General features: G+C 57.9%; 15 protein-coding genes. 6 read left to right on the forward strand and 9 right to left on the reverse strand.

Features of this window, described 5'->3' with window-relative positions:
• Positions 1 to 3: 3 nt before the first annotated feature.
• From HMPREF9141_RS08295 to HMPREF9141_RS08325, 7 genes are all read right to left on the reverse strand, one after another.
• Entirely contained in the window at positions 4 to 750 is a 747-nt protein-coding gene (locus tag HMPREF9141_RS08295) for a polyprenol monophosphomannose synthase (RefSeq protein WP_007368231.1), read from the reverse strand.
• 68 nt (positions 751 to 818) lie between these two features.
• Positions 819 to 1,646: a lysophospholipid acyltransferase family protein gene (locus HMPREF9141_RS08300; protein WP_007368232.1), complete on the reverse strand. Its 828-nt coding sequence runs from the start codon at positions 1,644 to 1,646 to the stop codon at positions 819 to 821.
• A 14-nt stretch (positions 1,647 to 1,660) separates the two neighbouring features.
• Positions 1,661 to 2,839 carry a metallophosphoesterase gene (locus HMPREF9141_RS08305; protein WP_007368233.1) on the reverse strand — a complete coding sequence of 393 codons (1,179 nt, stop codon included), beginning with the start codon at positions 2,837 to 2,839 and terminating at the stop codon, positions 1,661 to 1,663.
• Between the two features lie 125 nt (positions 2,840 to 2,964).
• Positions 2,965 to 4,344, reverse strand: coding sequence for a dihydroorotase (locus tag HMPREF9141_RS08310; RefSeq protein ID WP_007368235.1), 1,380 nt, complete (start codon positions 4,342 to 4,344; stop codon positions 2,965 to 2,967).
• Between the two features lie 127 nt (positions 4,345 to 4,471).
• Positions 4,472 to 5,326 carry a DUF4369 domain-containing protein gene (locus tag HMPREF9141_RS08315; RefSeq protein WP_007368236.1) on the reverse strand — a complete coding sequence of 285 codons (855 nt, stop codon included), beginning with the start codon at positions 5,324 to 5,326 and terminating at the stop codon, positions 4,472 to 4,474.
• Between the two features lie 113 nt (positions 5,327 to 5,439).
• On the reverse strand, positions 5,440 to 5,874 hold the full coding sequence (locus HMPREF9141_RS08320) for a hypothetical protein (protein WP_007368237.1): 435 nt from the start codon (positions 5,872 to 5,874) through the stop codon (positions 5,440 to 5,442).
• Positions 5,858 to 6,202 carry an FtsB family cell division protein gene (locus HMPREF9141_RS08325; protein WP_040554712.1) on the reverse strand — a complete coding sequence of 115 codons (345 nt, stop codon included), beginning with the start codon at positions 6,200 to 6,202 and terminating at the stop codon, positions 5,858 to 5,860. Before HMPREF9141_RS08325 ends, HMPREF9141_RS08320 begins: the two co-directional genes overlap by 17 nt.
• Before the next feature lie 157 nt (positions 6,203 to 6,359).
• Here HMPREF9141_RS08325 and HMPREF9141_RS08330 point away from each other — a divergent pair, with 157 nt between their 5' ends.
• Positions 6,360 to 8,165 (forward strand): DNA polymerase III subunit gamma/tau, encoded by a 1,806-nt coding sequence (locus tag HMPREF9141_RS08330; protein WP_007368239.1) that lies wholly within the window; start codon positions 6,360 to 6,362, stop codon positions 8,163 to 8,165.
• A gap of 528 nt (positions 8,166 to 8,693) precedes the next feature.
• On the opposite strand, the gene HMPREF9141_RS08340 is transcribed toward HMPREF9141_RS08330, so the two are convergent.
• Both HMPREF9141_RS08340 and HMPREF9141_RS08345 read right to left on the reverse strand, forming a co-directional pair.
• Complete coding sequence (locus tag HMPREF9141_RS08340; RefSeq protein WP_040554713.1) at positions 8,694 to 9,176, reverse strand: S-ribosylhomocysteine lyase; 483 nt, start codon at positions 9,174 to 9,176, stop codon at positions 8,694 to 8,696.
• 5 nt (positions 9,177 to 9,181) lie between these two features.
• A complete protein-coding gene (locus HMPREF9141_RS08345) occupies positions 9,182 to 9,880 on the reverse strand; it encodes a 5'-methylthioadenosine/adenosylhomocysteine nucleosidase (protein ID WP_007368242.1) in 699 nt (232 codons plus the stop codon).
• 134 nt (positions 9,881 to 10,014) lie between these two features.
• Here HMPREF9141_RS08345 and HMPREF9141_RS08350 point away from each other — a divergent pair, with 134 nt between their 5' ends.
• From HMPREF9141_RS08350 to HMPREF9141_RS08375, 5 genes are all read left to right on the forward strand, one after another.
• On the forward strand, positions 10,015 to 12,552 hold the full coding sequence (locus HMPREF9141_RS08350; protein WP_007368243.1) for a YfhO family protein: 2,538 nt from the start codon (positions 10,015 to 10,017) through the stop codon (positions 12,550 to 12,552).
• A gap of 554 nt (positions 12,553 to 13,106) precedes the next feature.
• Positions 13,107 to 14,432, forward strand: coding sequence for an MFS transporter (locus HMPREF9141_RS08360; protein WP_007368244.1), 1,326 nt, complete (start codon positions 13,107 to 13,109; stop codon positions 14,430 to 14,432).
• A gap of 59 nt (positions 14,433 to 14,491) precedes the next feature.
• Positions 14,492 to 15,280 carry a glucosamine-6-phosphate deaminase gene (gene nagB, locus HMPREF9141_RS08365; RefSeq protein ID WP_004353564.1) on the forward strand — a complete coding sequence of 263 codons (789 nt, stop codon included), beginning with the start codon at positions 14,492 to 14,494 and terminating at the stop codon, positions 15,278 to 15,280.
• On the forward strand, positions 15,280 to 17,268 hold the full coding sequence (locus tag HMPREF9141_RS08370) for a glucosamine-6-phosphate deaminase (RefSeq protein WP_007368245.1): 1,989 nt from the start codon (positions 15,280 to 15,282) through the stop codon (positions 17,266 to 17,268). The genes nagB and HMPREF9141_RS08370 overlap by 1 nt, the downstream gene beginning before the upstream one ends.
• A 23-nt stretch (positions 17,269 to 17,291) precedes the next feature.
• Positions 17,292 to 18,635: a sialidase family protein gene (locus HMPREF9141_RS08375; RefSeq protein ID WP_040554717.1), complete on the forward strand. Its 1,344-nt coding sequence runs from the start codon at positions 17,292 to 17,294 to the stop codon at positions 18,633 to 18,635.
• The last annotated feature ends 27 nt before the right edge of the window (positions 18,636 to 18,662 follow it).

Raw genomic sequence — 18,662 nt, forward strand, 5'->3', positions numbered from 1 at the left:
GGATTAATCCTGCACTTTCGGATATTTCCTGAACCATCCATCCATCCGCAGCCGCATTACGCCGAAGAAGGCCTCGGAGAAGATTCCGCCGCTCATCTTGCTGGTCCCCTCCCTGCGATTGACGAAGACGACAGGCACCTCCTTGATTCTGAAGCCGATCTTGTAGGCCGTGTATTTCATTTCGATCTGAAAGGCATAGCCCTTGAAACGGATCCTGTCCAGAGGGATGGTCTCGAGGACGCGGCGGCGGTAACATACGAATCCCGCTGTAGTATCGTGGACGTGGAAGCCGGTCACGATCTGGACATACCTGCTGGCAAAATAGCTCATCAGCACCCGTCCGATAGGCCAGTTGACGACATTCACACCGCTGACATAACGCGACCCGACGGCGACGTCATACCCTTCGTCGTGCGTGGCCGCATAGAGCCGCGGCAGGTCGGCGGGGTCGTGACTGAAGTCGGCATCCATCTCGAAGATGTAGTCGTACCCGTGCTCCAGCGCCCATTTGAAGCCGGCGATATAGGCTGTGCCTAATCCCAGCTTGCCTGCACGTTCGATGATGAAAAGGCGGTCTCCGAACTCCGTCTTCATCAGCCGGTGTACAATCTGTGCCGTTCCGTCAGGGCTTCCGTCGTCGATCACCAGAATATGGAAATGCTTTTCCAGCCGGAAGACCGCCCGGACAATCTTCTCCATGTTCTCTTTCTCGTTGTAGGTCGGTATGATTACAATGCTGTCACTCGTCATAGGAATACTGTTTTAACAGGGCAAATGTAGTAGAAAAATATGATACTGACAAATTTTCCAGCTTGTTTTTACTGGTCCGGATTCTCAACGAAACCCCGGTATTCAGGTGTAAGCCCCGACATGACAGCGTCGTAGGCTTCGGCCATCGTCCGCTTCTCAAACTCCGTCCCCTTCCCTCTGGGCGGAATCGGCTCGTGAATGGTAAGACTGAGCCGGTGCCATACGGGGAAATGCCAGTCCTTCGTCCGTGGCATGACATCATAGGAACCGTTGATGGTAAGCGGGCAGACCGGCAGCTGGAGCTCGTCGGCCAGCATGAAGGCGCCGCGCCGGAACCTGCCCATGTGTCCCGTAAAACTGCGTGCTCCCTCGGGAAAGACGACGACGGACATCCCCTCGCGCAGTGTCTCGCGCGCCGTGTCGTAGGTCTTCTTTATCTTGCTGGCTCCGCTCTTGTCCACATAGATGTGGTGGGCTTTTTCACAGGCCAGTCCCACCAGGGGAATCTTGCGGATGGCCTTCTTCATCATCCACTTGAAGTTACGGCCGAGGAAACCGTAGATGAGGAAGATGTCAAAAGAGCCCTGGTGATTGCAGACGAAGACATAACTCTGTCTGGGGTTGAGGTGTTCCCGTCCCCGGACCTCTACCGGCAGGAAAAGCAGACGGACCGTAAGCCACGACCAGCATTTGCCCGGATAATATCCCCAGAAGTGGCCGTTGCCCAGCTGGCAGCCTGCCGTCGTTATCAAGGCCGTGAGGACAGAGGCCAGGATGAAGAGGGGAAGGAAGATGAACAACGTGTAAAGATTGTACAGAACCGTCAGAATCCGTGCGGGCAACGTATGCAGAGCAGCCGGTCGCCGGTCCTGTCGCTGAGGTGTGGAAGTATACATAAAGGATTTCTTTTTTATTTCTTTTTCTTCGTGTGCAGCGTGATGACTGTTATCTCGTTAGGCATGTTGAGCCGGAACGGCACCAGTCCGCCCAGTCCCGCCGTGACATAGAGGAACCGTCCGCCCTGCCGGTAGAGTCCGTAGTCTTCATGCTGTCGGATGCGGGTCGGCCTCCATCCGAAGAGCTGCATCTGTCCGCCATGCGTATGCCCGCTGAGCGTCAGCTGTGCCGTCGTCTTCGGGAGGATGTTCCGCTTCCATGCGGAAGGGTCGTGCTGCAGCATGATGACAAAGGCGTTTCTGTCCATGCCCTTCGTGGCCTTTCCATAGTCTGCATAATTGGGGAAAGGCGGTCTGCCGTCGTTCTCCGTGCCACAGATACAGATGGACTCGCCGGCGGGCGAGGTGATGAGCAGGTGCCGGTTGCGGAGGAGCGTCCATCCCAGTCGCTTCTCCTCCACGGCGATCAGCCGTGCCTCCTGCGCCGCCTTCTCCTTGGGATTCCCTTTGATATATTCGGTATAGTCGTGGTTGCCCAGGACCGCTACGGTTTTCCTCATCGGTTGCCGTAGGACAGGTGCCATCTTCTCCACCTCTTCAGGCCGCATGTTCTGCAGGTCGCCTGTGAAGCAGATGAGGTCTGGTTTCTGCCGCACGATGCTGTCCATCTCCGCCTGCAGGATTCTCTTCCGCCATCCGTCGAAAGTGCCGAGATGGAGGTCGGATACATGTACGATCCGGTAACCGTCGAATGACGGCGGCAGATCCCGGAAGGCCAGAGACACGTGCTTCACCCGGACAGCGGAGACCCCGGCGGTGAGTCCATAAACATAGAAGGCGAAGGCAAGGGTGCTCAGGACAAGTCCGATGCAGTGTCCCCAGTTGCGCTGCGTATGCGTAACGTACTTGCGCACGGCCCATCCTGCGAAAGACGAGAGGGTGAAGATGGCCTTGGGTCCGACGAACATGCCGAGGAGGAAGAGATAGATGTTCAGCCATGTCAGGTCGGCAGGTGCGAAGTTGCGGATGGAAGCCAGCGCACAGGTATAGACGACCATGCCGATGCAGGGAGTCCACCATAGCAGGCGTTGCCGCCACGTGATGTGGTAACGCTTGCGGAAATAGTGCATATCGATGTACAGGTCGGACAACACTATTGTCAATATAAGGTATATGACGATTCTGGCTATCATTTCTTCTTCATGCAGAGGCGGTGAGGACTTCTTGCCGCAGCGTCAGGCCGGGGACGGTGTCGGACAGGGACTTCTCTCTGAAACGCTGTCGTCCACAACAAGGACGGGACAGGCCTTTCCGGCATTCAGAGGCCATGGCCGGCTGACCGGCCGGCCTCCTGTCCGTGCCGGAAGGTAATCTGCTCGCCGCGCACCGTGCCGTCAAGAAGTCCGTCGTTCAGCAGATGGTGTCCGTTGCAGAAAGTATGCAGTACCCGCCATCGGTAGGTATGTCCCTCCATCGGACTCCACTTGCATTTGCTTTGAATACATTTCCTGTCGACCGTCCAGGGCTGACGGGGGGAGACGACGACGAGGTCGGCCTTGTATCCTTTCCGCAGGAAACCCCGGCGGTCCACATGGAAGAGCCGGGCCGGGGCATGCGCCATCAGCTCCACCATGCGTTCGATGCCGAGCACGCCCTGATCGACCAGTTCCAGCATCGTGACGAGTGAAAACTGAACCATCGGCATCCCCGAGGCGGCCTTTGTGCAGCCTCCCTGCTTCTGTGCCGGCAGGTGCGGGGCATGGTCGGTACCGACGACCGCGATCCGTCCGTCTGCGAGTGCCCGGCGGATGGCGGCCTGGTCGGCAGCGGTCTTGACGGCAGGATTGCACTTGATCAGCGCCTCCTTCGTGAGGTAGTCCCGGTCAGAGAATACAATATGTGCGAGGACAGCCTCCAGCGTGATCCGTCCCTCATCCTCCGGACGGTTCGCCAGAGACAGTTCTCCTGCCGTAGAGATGTGTGCGATGTGCAGGTGCGTCCTGTATTTCCGGGCCAGTTCGACTGCCAGCCGGGAGGAGGCCAGGCAGGCCTCCGCACTGCGGATTTCCCCGTGATGGATGATCGCCGGATCGTCGCCGAAGCGTTCCCTGGCTGCCTTCATGTTCGCATTGATGATGCCTGTGTCTTCACAGTGCGTCATCACAGGGAGCCCCAGTTCGGCAGCGACCCGGAAGATCTGCTCCAGCGCCTCACGCCGGTCGACAAGCATGTTTCCTGTCGAAGCACCCATGAAGAGCTTGATGCCGGGGACCGTATGCGTGTCGAGCAGGGGGAACAGACCGCTGTTGGCATTTGTCGCGCCAAAGAAGAAGCTGTAGTTTACGTGGCTCGTCCGCCCCGCACGTTCCCACTTGTCGTGCAGCGCCTCCGGCGTCGTCGTCTGCGGAAGCGTATTCGGCATCTCGAAGTAGGAGGTCACCCCGCCGTATGCGGCAGCCCGGCTCTCGCTCTCGATGTCTGCTTTCTCCGTCAGTCCCGGCTCACGGAAGTGTACATGGTCGTCGATCACGCCGGGCAGGACAAAACACCCCGTGGCATTGACGGTCTCGTCAAATGAGCCACGGGGCTGCTGTGTTCCGGCCATGATGTCTGCGATGCAGTCGTCCTCTATGACGAGCGAGCCGATGAAGCTCCGCCCTTCGTTGACGATTGTTCCACCTTGGATGAGTTTCCTCATGAGTTTCTGTTGTTTAGGGATTACTGGCTTCCTGCTCTGAGACCGTGTCTCGAAAGCAGGGGAATGGGGGGTGCGGAGAGAGGAAGAATGCGCAAGAGAAAAGGAAGCGGATGTGCGGAGCGGAGCCTTATCTGCGGGCAGGCTCGCCGGCCATCTGTGCGGGCGTCGGGGGCGCGACGGCGGCAGTGGGAGCGGTTCCTGTCGTGTCCGGGATGGCTGTGGCGGCAGGGTCGGCCGTGCCGTTCATCTCCTTCTGTGCCTGCTGGAAGTCTGCATAGAAGGCCTTTACCTGCGGATTCTGCTTGAAGGTGTCTGTCGCCTTGGCCATGATGTATTCAATCCATGACGGCAGCTGGTTGACCACGTTGGCATACATATAGTCGTTCATCCATACAGGAAAGGCATTGGGGGTCGTGTCGTAGGTGATGCGGGTCAGGAATCCCCAGGGGCCGAGGATGTTGTCAAAGTTCTCCGTGATGAACTTCGTGAACAGCCTGTCTCCTTTGGCATATACGCCCAGCGCCTTCTTGATCAGGCGGGCATTCACCGTCTCCTCGTCATGTCCGTTCAGGATGGCCGCGCTCTCTTCATGGTCGATTTCGACGTACTGGTTGCGCAGCTGTGTGAATTTCGTCCAGAAGTCGTTGAGCTTGTCGTTGAGCGGCGTACCGCTGACACGCTGCTGCGTGTTGTCCAGCCTGAGCGTGATGTCTCCTTTCTCCAATACGACGGGGAACTGCAGGTTGACATCGTCCATGAACACCTGTGCCACCTTCACCGAGTCGATCGTCCCATGGAAGGAGAACTGTCCGTGGACCACGTCACAGGAGTCCAGATTGATCAGCGAGTCGCCCTGGTCGGTCTTCAGATACAGCTTTCTCCCATCCAGACTCGACACGTTGGAGGTCCCCTGGATATTGAAAGAGTTGGCACACGATGTGAATGCAGCGAGTGTCAGGAGTGCGTAGAGAACTTTATTCATAGATCATTTAACTGTTCAACTTCTTCTTCTCAGACAAAATTACAACCTATAATCGGACTTGAAGAACTTTTTTATTCAAATTAAAACTATCTGTAATGTTTTTAGCTTTTTTTTTAGTCACTGCCTTCTCCGCCCTCTTTCTTCAGCTCGTAGCTGATGCGGTGGGTCGTGTACATCTCTAAGACGGCGGATATGAGCAGGAGGATGACCCAGTTGTGATGGAAGATGCTTACGTAACTGCTGTAACCGTCCAGCGAACCGGTGAATGCCGGACGGAGAAAATGGTAACAGTCCTCCACCATGAACAGCCCGGAAAGGATGAATCCCCAGCCCGCCAGGGTCATGATGCGGCGCAGACGGCGGACGGCCAGCCGCGTGCCGAGGTAACGCTGCCGCGACTGCATGAGCACAAAGCCGGCGGCACCGGCCAGCATCAGCCAGCAGGCGACGGACTGAATGAGAAAGAAGGCGTACAGACCCGCGCCTGCCACCATGACGATTCCTCCCAAAAGGTAAACGGTTGATTCGAGTTTATTCAGCTGTCTCATACTTAGGTGTGTTGTCGGCCGGCTGCTCATCGTCGCTCAGCACGAAGATGTCTTCGTTGTCAGCCTTCATGAAGTAACGCTCCCGGGCCACGCGGGCGATGGCGTCCGAGTCGGTCTTGAGGTCCTTCAGCTGCTGTGTGTCGTGCTGATACTGACGGTCATATTTCCGGATTTCGGCCTTCAGGTCATCGATCTGGTAGGCGTATTCAATGCGCTTCATGAAACTGTTCTCGTCCAGCACGCCCACGATGAGTGCGCCGAAGATGATGACAATATGGAACTTGAACCGACTGAAGAATCTGTAAATATGTCCGGTAATCTTGCTCACTTCTCTCCTTATTATTTTCTGCAAAAGTAAGGAAAAGATTGCAGACGTACGCAGGAAGCATCCATATTTTTAGCAAATTAACAATTTAATCCTGTCCCTCTCCATCCACTTCCCTTAACTTTTATTACCTTTGCAAGACAATCAGATTTTCAAAACTATGGATGAATATATTGTCTCGGCGCGCAAGTACCGGCCGATGTCCTTCGATTCCGTCGTGGGGCAGCAGGCGCTGACTACCACGCTGAAGAATGCCGTGAAAAGCGGTAAGCTGGCGCACGCTTACCTCTTCTGCGGACCGCGGGGAGTGGGCAAGACGACCTGCGCCCGCATCTTTGCGAAGGCGATCAACTGCGAACATCCCACGGCCGACGGCGAGGCCTGCAACGAATGCGAGAGCTGCAAGGCCTTCAGCGAGGGGCGCAGCTACAACATCTTCGAACTGGATGCCGCCAGCAACAACTCAGTGGAAAACATCAAGTCGCTGATGGACCAGACGCGCATCCCGCCGCAGGTAGGACGGTACAAGGTCTTCATCATCGACGAGGTACACATGCTTTCCACGGCGGCCTTCAATGCTTTCCTGAAGACTTTGGAAGAGCCGCCGGCACACGTCATCTTCATCCTCGCGACGACCGAGAAGCACAAGATCCTCCCGACCATCCTGTCCCGCTGCCAGATCTACGACTTCGAGCGCATGACCGTGCCGAACATCATCAGCCATCTGAAAAGCGTTGCCGAAAAGGAGAACATACAATACGAGGAGGAGGCACTGAACGTCATCGCCGAGAAGGCCGACGGCGGTATGCGCGACGCCCTTTCCATCTTCGACCAGACGGCGAGCTTCTCGCAGGGAAACATCACCTACCAGAAAGTCATAGAGGACCTGAACGTACTGGATGCGGACAACTACTTCCACATCATCGACCTTGCCCTGGAGAACAAGGTGAGTGAAGTGATGGTGCTCCTGAACGATGTCATCAACAAGGGCTTCGACGGCGGACACCTCGTCAACGGACTGGCATCCCACGTCCGCAACGTGCTGATGGCAAAGGATGCACAGACGCTCCCGCTGCTCGAGACAAGCCAGCAGCAGCGGCAGCGCTATCAGGAGCAGGCGCAGCGGTGTCCTGTCCGCTTCCTTTACAGCGCGCTGCAGATCATGAACCGCTGCGACGTGGAGTACCGGCAGAGTTCCAACAAGCGGCTGCTGGTGGAGCTGACCCTGATCCAGGTGGCACAGATCACGCAGAAGGACGATGACGTGCCTGCCTCGGGGCGTAGCCCTAAGCGATTGAAATCCCTGTTCAAGAATCTTATTCTGAAGGCTCAACAGAAACCGGCTCCGCAGGTGGCCGGGAGCCTGAGACATCATGACGAGACAGCACGCCGCTGTCAGGGCGGAAGCCGGGAGCAGGTGGCTGCCCCGTCTCCCGGCGGCACACACGTCACCGCCGCAGAGCATCCGGCGGCGAAGGTGGCGACAGGTCTGCCGAAGTCCATCAACCTGGGGGCATTGAGCATGTCATTTGACAATCTGCTCAAGAGCGACAGGAAAAAAGCCCGGGAGGACGAGCCTGAAATCACCAACAAGGACGAGAACGAGCCGTTTACACAGCAGGACCTCGTCGTCCGGTGGCGTGCCATGTGTACACGTATGCCGGACAAGATGCAGGCACTGGCACAGCGGATGAAGAACATCACGCCGACCATCACCGAATTTCCGAATATCCAGGTGCTGGCCGAGAACAACATCCAGCTCAACGAAATGCTTCCCATCCGGTCGCGCATCCGGGCCACGCTGGCGAAGGATCTGCACAACGGACAGATCGGCCTTACCATCCGGCTTGCCAGACAGGAGGAAATCAAACCCATGCTTACTCCCCGTGAAGAGTTCGACAGGCTGATGAAAACCAACCGCTCTGTAAAGAAACTCGTAGAGACGCTCGGGCTGGAGCTGGCTTAGCCGACATGGCCGTATTGTCCGGCAGCATACGGTGTTCCGGCACACGCTCTTTGCATACAAGGCAGCGAAACACCCTCCGGTCAGCTTCTCCTGTACGGCAGGGCACTCCCTCCCCGGCACAGGCAGCGAGGCCGTCGGGCTTGGCACAACCGGTGTCAGGCCTCAGCACGGCCGGTGTCCATCGGCAGTACAGCCGGTGACGGGCATCCGCACGACGGCAGAAGCCGGTAAGGAAGGGTACTTCCCGGCATCATCATACCTGTAAAAAGGAGACCGCCGGCCGACTTATTGCGGAAGATGTCTGCCGGACAGCGACAGGCTTGTTTGCATCCTCTAAACACAGGAGGGTGTGTCAAAATGCAAATACCGTTTTGATCATCTTACAGTTTGAAACAATTCATTAAAAATGACCATTTCTGTACTCGATTTTGAGTAAAGAAATGGTCTTTTCTTTGTTGTAGGAAAAACCAGCTTATGGTTTGAAAGTCGTCAAGTTATTCATCTGCATTTTGACGCATCCTCCCTCTCTTATTTCTCCGGGTAATGGAGGTTGGCTTCGGTGATATTGTCCAGCACCTCTGTGAGAAACTTCTTCGACTCCCACTTTGCCATCGGCAGGTCGTGGAGCAGGTAGTTGCCGCAGTCGCAAGGTGCTGCACCGGGGATGTCGCCCTCGTAGTCGGCAACGAACCGGAAGGTGCGGCGCATCAGTCCGACGATGTCTTTCGATGCAAGGTCGCCGCGGAGAATCAGGTAGTTGCCCGTCAGGCAGCCCATCGGCCCCCAGTAGATGATACGGTCTTTCCATTCCGGGTCGTTGCGGAGATAGGTGGCGGCCAGGTGCTCGATGGTGTGGATGGCTCCCACGTGCAGCGCCGGTTCCCGGTTGGGCTCTTTCATGCGGATGTCGAAGGTGGTGACGGTCTCTCCGCCTACTTCGTCCTTGCGGCTTACGTAGATGCCGCGCAGCAGCCGCTCGTGGTCGATGGTGAATGATGGGATCTTGTTCATAGTTTTCATATTATGTCGATAAAGTGTTTCGTCACCTCGAAGCTGCCGTTGGCGACACGCTCCCAGAAGTCGAAGTACTGACTCGCCTTGCTGTCCTTGAGCGGTATGTCGCTGATGATGCGGAAGGAGACGAACGGTGTCCGGTAGATATGGCAGACCTGTGCGATGGCGCAGCTCTCCATGTCGACGGCCGTGGCATCGGGGAACCGGTCCAGTATCTGCTGCATCTTCTCACGCGAGTTGACGAACCACTCGCCGCTGACGGTCAGTCCGCTCCGTATGTGCAGTTCCCTGCAGTCGGGCAGGTCGTTCAGCGACAATGCCTTTTCCACCAGTTCGGCAGGAGCCGTGAAGTATGCCGGCATGCCGATGATCTGCCCGAACGCCACTTCGTCACCGCAGTAGGCATCGTGGTAGGTGCAGGCCGAAGCCACCACCACGTCCGTCACCTCCAGCGTCGTGTCTGCACCGCCGGCACAGCCGCTCGATACGATGAGGTCAGGGTGGTAATGATGGATCATCTCCACGGCCCCGACCGCCGCATTCACTTTTCCGATGCCGCATTGCTGCAGGATGATTTCCTTGTCTCCCAGTCGGCCTGTCACGAAGTCTTTATGGTCGAAATGCTCCTTTGCTGTTTGGGAAAGGATTGCTTTGAGCTGCGTGAACTCCTTGTCCATCGCAACGATGATTCCTATTTTCATGCGGCAAAGGTACGAAAAAGTTATAAGCTGGAGATTGTACGTGCTTTGTTTTTTGTAACTTTGCACGCATGATATGGAATCCATGACCTCCCGGTCAGGAAATTCTGTCAGACGAAAGCAAAACAAAAACAAACATGAAAACTTGGAAAAGATTTCTGCCCGATGTGGTGGCTGTCGTGTTGTTTGCGGTCATCTCGTTCGCTTACTTCTTCGTTCCCGTCACACAGGGTAAGATCCTCTATCGCCACGATGCCTCTGCAGGTGTCGGATCGGCACAGGAAATGGCGGCCTACCAGGAGCGTACCGGCGAGGCGACACGATGGACAAACGCCATCTTCGGCGGTATGCCGACCTACCAGATGTCGCCGTCCTACCGGTCGACGGACGGCCTGTCGCAGGTGATGAACGCCTACCACCTCTGGCTGCCGGACAATGTATGGTTCCTTTTCGCCTATCTCCTGGGCTTCTACATCCTGCTGCGGGCGTTCGACTTCCGGCAGTCGCTGGCGGCGCTGGGCAGTGTGATGTGGGCCTTCTCGTCCTATTTCCTGATCATCATCGCTGCCGGACATCTGTGGAAGGTGATGGCACTGGCCTACCTTCCGCCGATGATCGCCGGTGTCGTGCTGGCTTACCGCGGCCGGTATCTGTCCGGCTTCATCGTGACGGCGATATTCACCGCCTTCGAAGTGAAGGCGAACCACGTACAGATGACCTATTACTATCTGTTCGTCATCCTCTTCATGGTCGTCGCCTACCTCGTGAAGGCCATCCGTGAGAAGCGGCTGGCGGGATTCCTGAAGGCGACAGGCGTGCTGGCGGCGGCAGCCGTCATCGGCATCGCCATCAACCTCTCCAACCTCTACCATACCTGGCAGTACCAGAAGGAGAGCATGCGCGGCAAGAGCGAACTGGTGAAGGCGGACAAGGCCAACCAGACCAGCTCGGGGCTCGACCGTGACTACATCACACAGTGGAGCTACGGCATCGACGAGACGCTGACGCTGCTCGTGCCCGATGCGAAGGGCGGGGCGAGCGTGCCGCTGAGCCAGAGCGAGACGGCGATGAAGAAGGCCGACCCGCAGATACAGTCGATGATTCCCCAGCTCTACGATGCCTTCCCGCAGTATTTCGGCACACAGCCGGGGACGAGCGGACCGGTCTATGTCGGAGCGTTCGTGCTGTTCCTCTTCATCCTGGGACTGTTCCTCGTGAAAGGCCCGATGAAGTGGGCGCTGGCTGCGGCGACCGTGCTGTCAGTCCTCCTGTCATGGGGGCACAACTTCATGGGATTCACCGACTTCTTCCTCGATAACATCCCGATGTATGCGAAGTTCCGTACCGTGGCGAGCATCCTCGTCATCGCCGAGTTCACCATACCGCTGCTGGCCGCCCTGGCGCTGAAACGCCTCGTCGACGAGCCTGACCTGCTGGGTAGGAAGATGAAGTTCGCCTATGTCAGCCTTGCCCTGACGGCCGGCGTGGCGGCCCTGATCGCCCTGTTCCCCGACATGACGGGGCCGTTCGTCAGCGATCAGGAACGCCAGATGATCAACGGCATACAGGGCATGGACAGCAATACGGCAGGGACGATTCTCGCCAATGTCTCGGCGATGCGTGCCGCCATGGTCAGTGCCGACGCATGGCGTTCGGTCGTCGTTATTCTGATCGGTTTCGCCCTGCTCTTCGGTTACAGGATGAAGAAGCTGCGCGCCGATTATATGATCGCCGCCCTGCTGGTGCTCTGCCTCGTCGACCTGTGGCAGGTGGACAAGCGTTATCTGAACGACGGTATGTTCGTGCCGAAGAGCGAGCGTGACATGCCGCAGCAGCCGACGGCGGCCGACGTGGAGATCCTGAAAGACAAGGGTCTGGACTACCGTGTGCTGAACTTCGCTTCCAATACTTTCAACGAGAACGAGACCGCTTACTTCCACAAGAGCATCGGCGGTTACCATCCCGCCAAACTGCGCCGTTACCAGGAGATGATCGACGCCTACATCGTCCCGGAGATGCAGAAGGCGATGCAGGCGATCGCCGCCAAGGGCGGCAACATGCAGGCTGTGAACGGGGCGAAGGTGTTCCCGGTGCTGAATATGCTGAATACGAAGTACTTCATCCTTCCGTTGCAGGGAGGTACGACAATGCCGCTGAAGAACCCCTACGCACAGGGAAACGGCTGGTTTGTCGATAAGATAAGCTATGTTGCCGATGCCAATGCGGAGTATGCGCAGGTGGGCAGGATAGATGTACGCCATGCGGCTGTAGCCGACAAGGCCTTTGCAGCTGTCCTCGGACAGGCGGTGGAGAACGGCTCTGCGGCCACGGTGAGACTGGAGAAGTACGAGCCGAACAACCTGCGATACACCGTCAGCTCGAAGAACGGCGGCATTGTCGTCTTCTCCGAAATCTATTATCCGGGCTGGACAGCGACGGTAGACGGGCAGCCTGCAGAACTCGGACGTGTGAACTATATTCTCCGTGCTCTCCGTGTGAAACCGGGCAGCCACACCGTTGTCCTCGACTTCCACCCGGCGAGCATCTCTACGACTGAGACGGTTGCTTACATTGCGATGGCCATTCTGATCCTTGCCGTCCTGGGAGCGGGATACATGAAGTTCAGACGGCGGAAGGGGACGGGAGAGCCGAATAGGCTGATGGCAGGAGCCTGAGAAGGCACGGCGCCGGCTTTCAGCACTCCGGGGAATACGGTCTTGTTCCCAGCCGGAGGGGTGCCGCGTCCCCGGATATTGGGAACAGGATTCCCGACCGGTTGGGAACACCATTCCCGGCCGTCGGGAACAGGATTCCCGGCCGTCGGGAAGGGCAGTCCCGGCTGCCCGGGGAAATACTTCCTGTACATGCTGCGCCCGGTCTTGGTCTCGTCGCTGCGGTTTCTGGAGAGGACAATTGTGATCCGGCCGGATGAGACGAACTGATCCGCATCGTTCGGTCTTGTTTCCCGGTCACGGTCCGTCCTTGCAGATGCCCGGGTCCTCCTGCGGGCAAAAAGATGTCGGGAAGGGACTTCCTCTCCGATGCCTGTTTCTTTGTACCCTGTCCGGATGATGGAGTGCGGTGGTGTCCGGATAGCTCCGAGGCGGAAGGATGCCCTTGTACGAGGATGTACACCGGGTATTGGTAAATTAAAGTTAAATAGGTCTTGAGGTGATACGCAAAAGTGCCCTCTGGGCTGTTATTCCTTTAGAAAATCCTGATAGACAAAATGAATCTGAACCCTAAGAACCTAACGGAGGAAACCACATACAACGGGAAACGGATCAGTCCGGCGGCATGGGTGCCTACGCTTTACTTCGCCATGGGCATGCCCTTCGTCGTGCTCAACATGGTCTGCACGCTGATGTACAAGGGAATGGGCGTGAGCGATGCGCAGATCGCCTTCTGGACCTCGCTCATCATGCTGCCCTGGACGCTGAAGCCGCTGTGGAGCCCGTTCCTGGAGATTTACAAGACAAAGAAGTTCTTTGTCGTACTGACGCAGCTGCTCACAGGCGTGCTCTTCGCCCTGGTGGCCTTTGCGCTCCATCTTCCCTCTTTCTTCCCGGTCACAATAGCGATACTCTCGGTGATCGCCATGAGCGGTGCGACGCACGACATCGCAGCCGACGGCACTTATATGTCCGTGCTGTCAAACGAGGAGCAGGCACGGTGGATAGGCTGGCAGGGGGCATTCTACAACATTGCGAAGATTGCCGCGACGGGCGGGCTGGTCTATCTCGCCGGCACGTTCATCGGCCACTTCGGCGTGACGAAGGCCTGGATGCTGATCATGCTGATCATCGCCGCCGTCATGGTGACCATCGGCATCTATCACTATGCCGTCTTGCCGGACCCGGCGAAGACGACGGAGGGCAGTCCTGTCTCGCTGCACGATTCTCTGCACGAGCTGCTGGAGGTGTTCCTCGACTTCTTCCGGAAGAGACATATTATATATTATATCTGTTTCATCGTCCTCTACCGCTTTGCCGAGGGATTCGTGATGAAGATCGTCCCGCTCTTCCTCAAGGCACCGCGTGCCCAGCAGGGACTGGGACTGAGCGAACAGGAAATCGGCCTGTGCTACGGCACCTTCGGTGCTGCGGCGTTCGTCATCGGTTCGATTCTCGCCGGCTACTACATCGCCTGGCGGGGGCTGCAGAAGAGTCTTTTCTCGCTCGCCCTGGTGTTCAACATCCCCTTCGTCGCCTACACGTTGCTTGCCGTCTACCAGCCCGAGAGCCTGTGGCTGATCGGCGGCGGTATCGTCATGGAATACTTCGGCTACGGCTTCGGCTTCGTCGGTCTGTCGCTCTTCATGATGCAGCAGGTGGCGCCGGGCAGGCACCAGATGGCCCACTACGCCTTTGCCAGCGGCATCATGAACCTCGGGGTCATGCTGCCGGGCATGCTGAGCGGCTACTTCAGCGACCATCTGGGCTACCGTATGTTCTTCATCGTCGTACTGGCATGCACCATTCCGGCCCTGCTGATCACATGGTTCGTCCCGTTCACCTATCCCGACAGGACGAAGAAGGCAAAGGCCGCGGCATGAGCGGGGAACAGCGTGTACAGCACATTCAGACCCAAACAAAATAATTAAAACCAAAGATTATGAGATTAATCATAGAACCCAACTACGAACAGCTGTCCCGGTGGGCGGCCAACTACGTCATCGAGCGCATCAATGCTGCCAGGAACCAGGAAAAGCCGTTCGTGCTCGGACTGCCTACCGGCTCGTCGCCGGAAGGGATGTATGCCGAACTGGTGATGGCCTGCAAGGAAGGCAGAGTCAGCTTCAAGAACGTCGTCACGTTCAACATGGACGAGTATGTCGGCCTGCCCGAGAGCCATCCGCAGAGCTACCACACCTTCATGGCCGAACACCTCTTCAACCACATCGACTGCCCGAAGGAGAACATCCACATCCTGAACGGCAATGCCGAAGACCTGGAGGCAGAATGCCGGCACTATGAGGAGATGATCCGTGAGGCCGGCGGCATCGACCTCTTCCTCGGCGGCATCGGCCCCGACGGGCACATCGCCTTCAACGAGCCGGGGTCGTCGCTCCGCTCGCGCACCCGTGTGAAGACGCTGACCTCTGACACGCGCATCGCCAACTCGCGCTTCTTCGACAACGACCCGGAGAAAGTGCCGGCACACGCACTGACCGTAGGTGTGGGCACTGTCATGGACGCCCGGGAGGTGCTGATTCTCGCCAACGGTCACCACAAGGCCGAGGCCCTGCGTGCAGCCGTAGAGGGCGGCATCACCCAGAAGTGGACCATCAGCGCACTGCAGATGCACGAGCACGGCATCATCGTCTGTGACGAGGCTGCGACCGACAAACTCACCGTAGAAACATACAAATACTTTAAAGACATAGAAAAGGAGAACCTGTGATGAAGCTGAATCTTAGTTCAAAGATCGTACTCAACCAGATACCGGAGGAGTTCTACCGTCCGGCAACCGCCATCGAACGTTCGGAGATCACCCGCTTCGAGAAAGTGCCGACCGACATCTTCCCGACCATCGAGGAGGGTGCCGTCGACATCGCCAACCAGCTGGAAGCCGACATCAAGAAGCGGGAGCAGGAAGGACGGAGGTTCGTCATGGGCGTAGGGTCCGGCTCTTCGCTCACCCCCATCTTCCAGGAGCTTATCCGTCGGCACGAGGCCGGCAGGCTGAGCTTCAGTAACGTGGTCGTCTTCAACGCCTACGAATATTTCCCGCTGAACGCCGAGAACGTGAACCGCAGCATCAACCAGCTGAAGGAGCGTTTCCTGAATCATGTCGACATCGAGGCGGAGAACATCTTCACGCCCGACGGAACGCTTGCCCAGGACGATGTGCAGGAACACTGCCGGCAGTACGAGCAGCACATCAAGGAGCAGGGCGGCCTGGACGTCATCCTCCTCGGCATCGGCCGCATGGGCAACATCGCCACCAACGAGCCGGGCTCGAGCCTCACGTCGGCCTCACGCCTCATCCTCATCGACGAGACGGCGCGCGAGGAGATGAAGATGAGCTTCGGCTCGCAGGAGACGGTTCCTCCCTGTTCCATCACGATGGGCGTCAGCACCATCCTCTCCGCACGCAGGATCTTCCTTACGGCATGGGGCGAGGAGAAGGCCGACATCATCAAGAAGACCGTAGAAGGCAAGGTCAGCGACACTGTCCCGGCCTCTTTCCTGCAGACGCACAACGATGCGCACGTCGTCATCGACCTCTCGGCGGCAGCCAAGCTGACGCGCATCCAGCACCCCTGGCTCGTCGCTTCCTGCCGGTGGACGGACAAGCTGGTACGTTCAGCACTCGTATGGCTCTGTCAGGTGACGGGCAAACCGATCCTCAAGCTGACCAACAAGGACTACAATGAGAACGGCCTCAGCGAACTTCTGGCTCTCTACGGGTCGGCCTACAACGCCAACATCAAGATATTCAACGACCTCCAGCATACCATCACCGGATGGCCGGGCGGCAAGCCGGATGCCGACGACACCTACCGTCCGGAGCGTGCCAAACCGTTCCCGAAGCGGGTCATCGTCTTCTCGCCGCACCCTGACGACGACGTGATCTCCATGGGCGGTACGCTCCGCCGCCTCGTCCAGCAGGGCCACGACGTACACGTCGCCTACGAGACATCGGGCAACATCGCCGTCGGCGACGAGGAGGTCGTGCGCTTCATGCACTTCATCAACGGTTTCAACCAGCTCTTCGGCAACGAGCAGGACGAGGTCATCAAGTCGAAGTACAAGGAGATTAAGGAGTTCCTGAAGCACAAGAAGGAAGGCGACATCGACACACAGGATGTCCGCACCATCAAGGGGCTGATCCGCCGCGGAGAGGCGCGCACGGCCTGCACCTTCAACCAGATTCCGCTCGACCACGTCCACTTCCTCGACCTGCCTTTCTATGAGTCGGGCAAGATCGAGAAGCTGCCGATGGGCGAGGCTGACGTGAATATCGTAAGGAAACTCATCAGTACCGTGCAGCCGCACCAGATCTACGTGGCCGGCGACCTGGCCGACCCGCACGGCACGCACCGTAAATGTACGGATGCCGTCCTCGCCGCCATCGACCTGGAGAAAGAGGCCAAGGCGGCGTGGCTGAAGGACTGCCGTGTGTGGATGTACCGCGGCGCATGGGCGGAATGGGAAATCGAGAACATCGAGATGTGCGTCCCCATCAGTCCGGAAGAGCTTCGTGCAAAACGCAATTCCATCCTCAAGCACCAGAGCCAGATGGAGAGCGCTCCGTTCCTCGGCAACGACGAACGGCTCTTCTGGCAGCGTTCCGAGGACCGCAACCGCGGCACCGCCAAGCTTTACGATGATCTTGGGATGGCCTGCTACGAAGCGATGGAGGCGTTTGTGGAATATAAATTTTAGTATAAATCCGGCAAATGCTATCCATGTATAAAAGGATTTTATCAGCTGTCATCCTCTGTACCGTACTGTTACAGGCCGGTGCGGTCGAGATAGGAAACGACAGGAAAGAAAAAAACGATGATGGTTTTACCACCATCGTTTTTGATAGGGCGCACAGCCCCGTCCCTTACCGCATCCCGGCCATCGCCGAGACACGGCGGGGCACGCTGCTGGCGGCCTGCGACTTCCGCTTCAGTCATGCGGACGTGGGGTGGAACAACCGCAACGGCCGCTGGCAGATCGATGTCGTCATGAAGACCAGCAGGGATCACGGCCGCACATGGTCGGACACGCTCTGTGTCGCAAGGGGCGATGAGCAGGCTGCGGACACCGTCCGCACGGCTTTCGGCGATCCGTGCATCGTCGCCGACCGCACGTCGGACAACGTGCTGATGAGCTGCGTCGCCGGGAAGACCGGCTACCAGACGGCGACACGCCGGAATCCCATGCACGCCTTCTTCTTCCGCAGCACCGACGGCGGAAGGACATGGGACAACGGGACGGACCTGACGGAAATGATACACGGTCTCTATGACGGACGGCTGCCCGGCGGCGGAAGTCCCGACGGCATCTTCCTGACTTCAGGGAAGATCATGCAGAGCCGGTACATCCGCAAGGGACGGTTCTACCGGCTGTACATCGCCCATCCCGTCCGGCAGAGAGGAGTGGACCGTTGCGGCACGTTCGTCATCTATTCCGACGACTTCGGCCGTACATGGAGCGTGCTGGGTTCTCCCGCTGTTGCTCCCTCTGTCGCTCAGGACGAGTCGAAAGTGGAGGAACTGCCCGACGGAAGCGTGCTGCTCAGCTGCCGGGATGTCTATGGCGGACGGCGATTCAATGTCTTCACCTATGCGGATGCCCTCAAGGGCACAGGCAGCTGGGGACAGGAGGTGATGCCGGAGAACATGACCGGCAGGCAGGTCAACGCCTGCAACGGCGGTATCCTGGTCGTTCCGGCAAGGAGGACGGCCGACGGACGCCGGCTGTTCGTAGCCCTCCAGTCCGTGCCGCTCAGCGCACGCCGCGACAGCGTGGGCTTCTATTACAAGGAGCTGGCTGCCTATGCCGACTATTCCACGCCTGATGCATTGGGCCGTGGATGGAAGAAAGGGCTGTGCGTGACGGACGGCTCATCGTGCTATTCGACGATGGTCAGCATGAAGAACCGCCGCATCGGTTTCCTGTATGAGGTACGCGGGCAGGACGACGGCTATGACATTGAGTTCCGGAGTCTGTCCTTGAAGGAGATTACCGGGGGAAGGTATGCTCTTCTTCCTTTCGTTGACCGTTCTTCCTACATCAGGGAAGCTGCGGCCGTACGGTAGGGAGGATGGTCGGGTGTTTAAGATCTG

Origin of the sequence: Prevotella multiformis DSM 16608 (assembly GCF_000191065.1) — a bacterium.
In the GTDB taxonomy this organism is placed as follows: Bacteria; Bacteroidota; Bacteroidia; order Bacteroidales; family Bacteroidaceae; genus Prevotella; species Prevotella multiformis.

Bases quoted from the DNA above. Each gene is read 5' to 3' on its own strand.
- HMPREF9141_RS08350 (WP_007368243.1), top strand. From the start codon at position 10,015: ATGAAAACTTGGAAAAGATTTCTGCCCGATGTGGTGGCTGTCGTGTTG.
- HMPREF9141_RS08330 (WP_007368239.1), top strand. From the start codon at position 6,360: ATGGATGAATATATTGTCTCGGCGCGCAAGTACCGGCCGATGTCCTTC.
- HMPREF9141_RS08320 (WP_007368237.1), bottom strand. From the start codon at position 5,874: ATGAGACAGCTGAATAAACTCGAATCAACCGTTTACCTTTTGGGAGGA.
- HMPREF9141_RS08340 (WP_040554713.1), bottom strand. From the start codon at position 9,176: ATGAACAAGATCCCATCATTCACCATCGACCACGAGCGGCTGCTGCGC.
- HMPREF9141_RS08310 (WP_007368235.1), bottom strand. From the start codon at position 4,344: ATGAGGAAACTCATCCAAGGTGGAACAATCGTCAACGAAGGGCGGAGC.
- HMPREF9141_RS08360 (WP_007368244.1), top strand. From the start codon at position 13,107: ATGAATCTGAACCCTAAGAACCTAACGGAGGAAACCACATACAACGGG.
- HMPREF9141_RS08370 (WP_007368245.1), top strand. From the start codon at position 15,280: ATGAAGCTGAATCTTAGTTCAAAGATCGTACTCAACCAGATACCGGAG.
- HMPREF9141_RS08295 (WP_007368231.1), bottom strand. From the start codon at position 750: ATGACGAGTGACAGCATTGTAATCATACCGACCTACAACGAGAAAGAG.
- HMPREF9141_RS08300 (WP_007368232.1), bottom strand. From the start codon at position 1,646: ATGTATACTTCCACACCTCAGCGACAGGACCGGCGACCGGCTGCTCTG.
- HMPREF9141_RS08305 (WP_007368233.1), bottom strand. From the start codon at position 2,839: ATGATAGCCAGAATCGTCATATACCTTATATTGACAATAGTGTTGTCC.
- HMPREF9141_RS08345 (WP_007368242.1), bottom strand. From the start codon at position 9,880: ATGAAAATAGGAATCATCGTTGCGATGGACAAGGAGTTCACGCAGCTC.
- nagB (WP_004353564.1), top strand. From the start codon at position 14,492: ATGAGATTAATCATAGAACCCAACTACGAACAGCTGTCCCGGTGGGCG.
- HMPREF9141_RS08315 (WP_007368236.1), bottom strand. From the start codon at position 5,326: ATGAATAAAGTTCTCTACGCACTCCTGACACTCGCTGCATTCACATCG.
- HMPREF9141_RS08375 (WP_040554717.1), top strand. From the start codon at position 17,292: ATGTATAAAAGGATTTTATCAGCTGTCATCCTCTGTACCGTACTGTTA.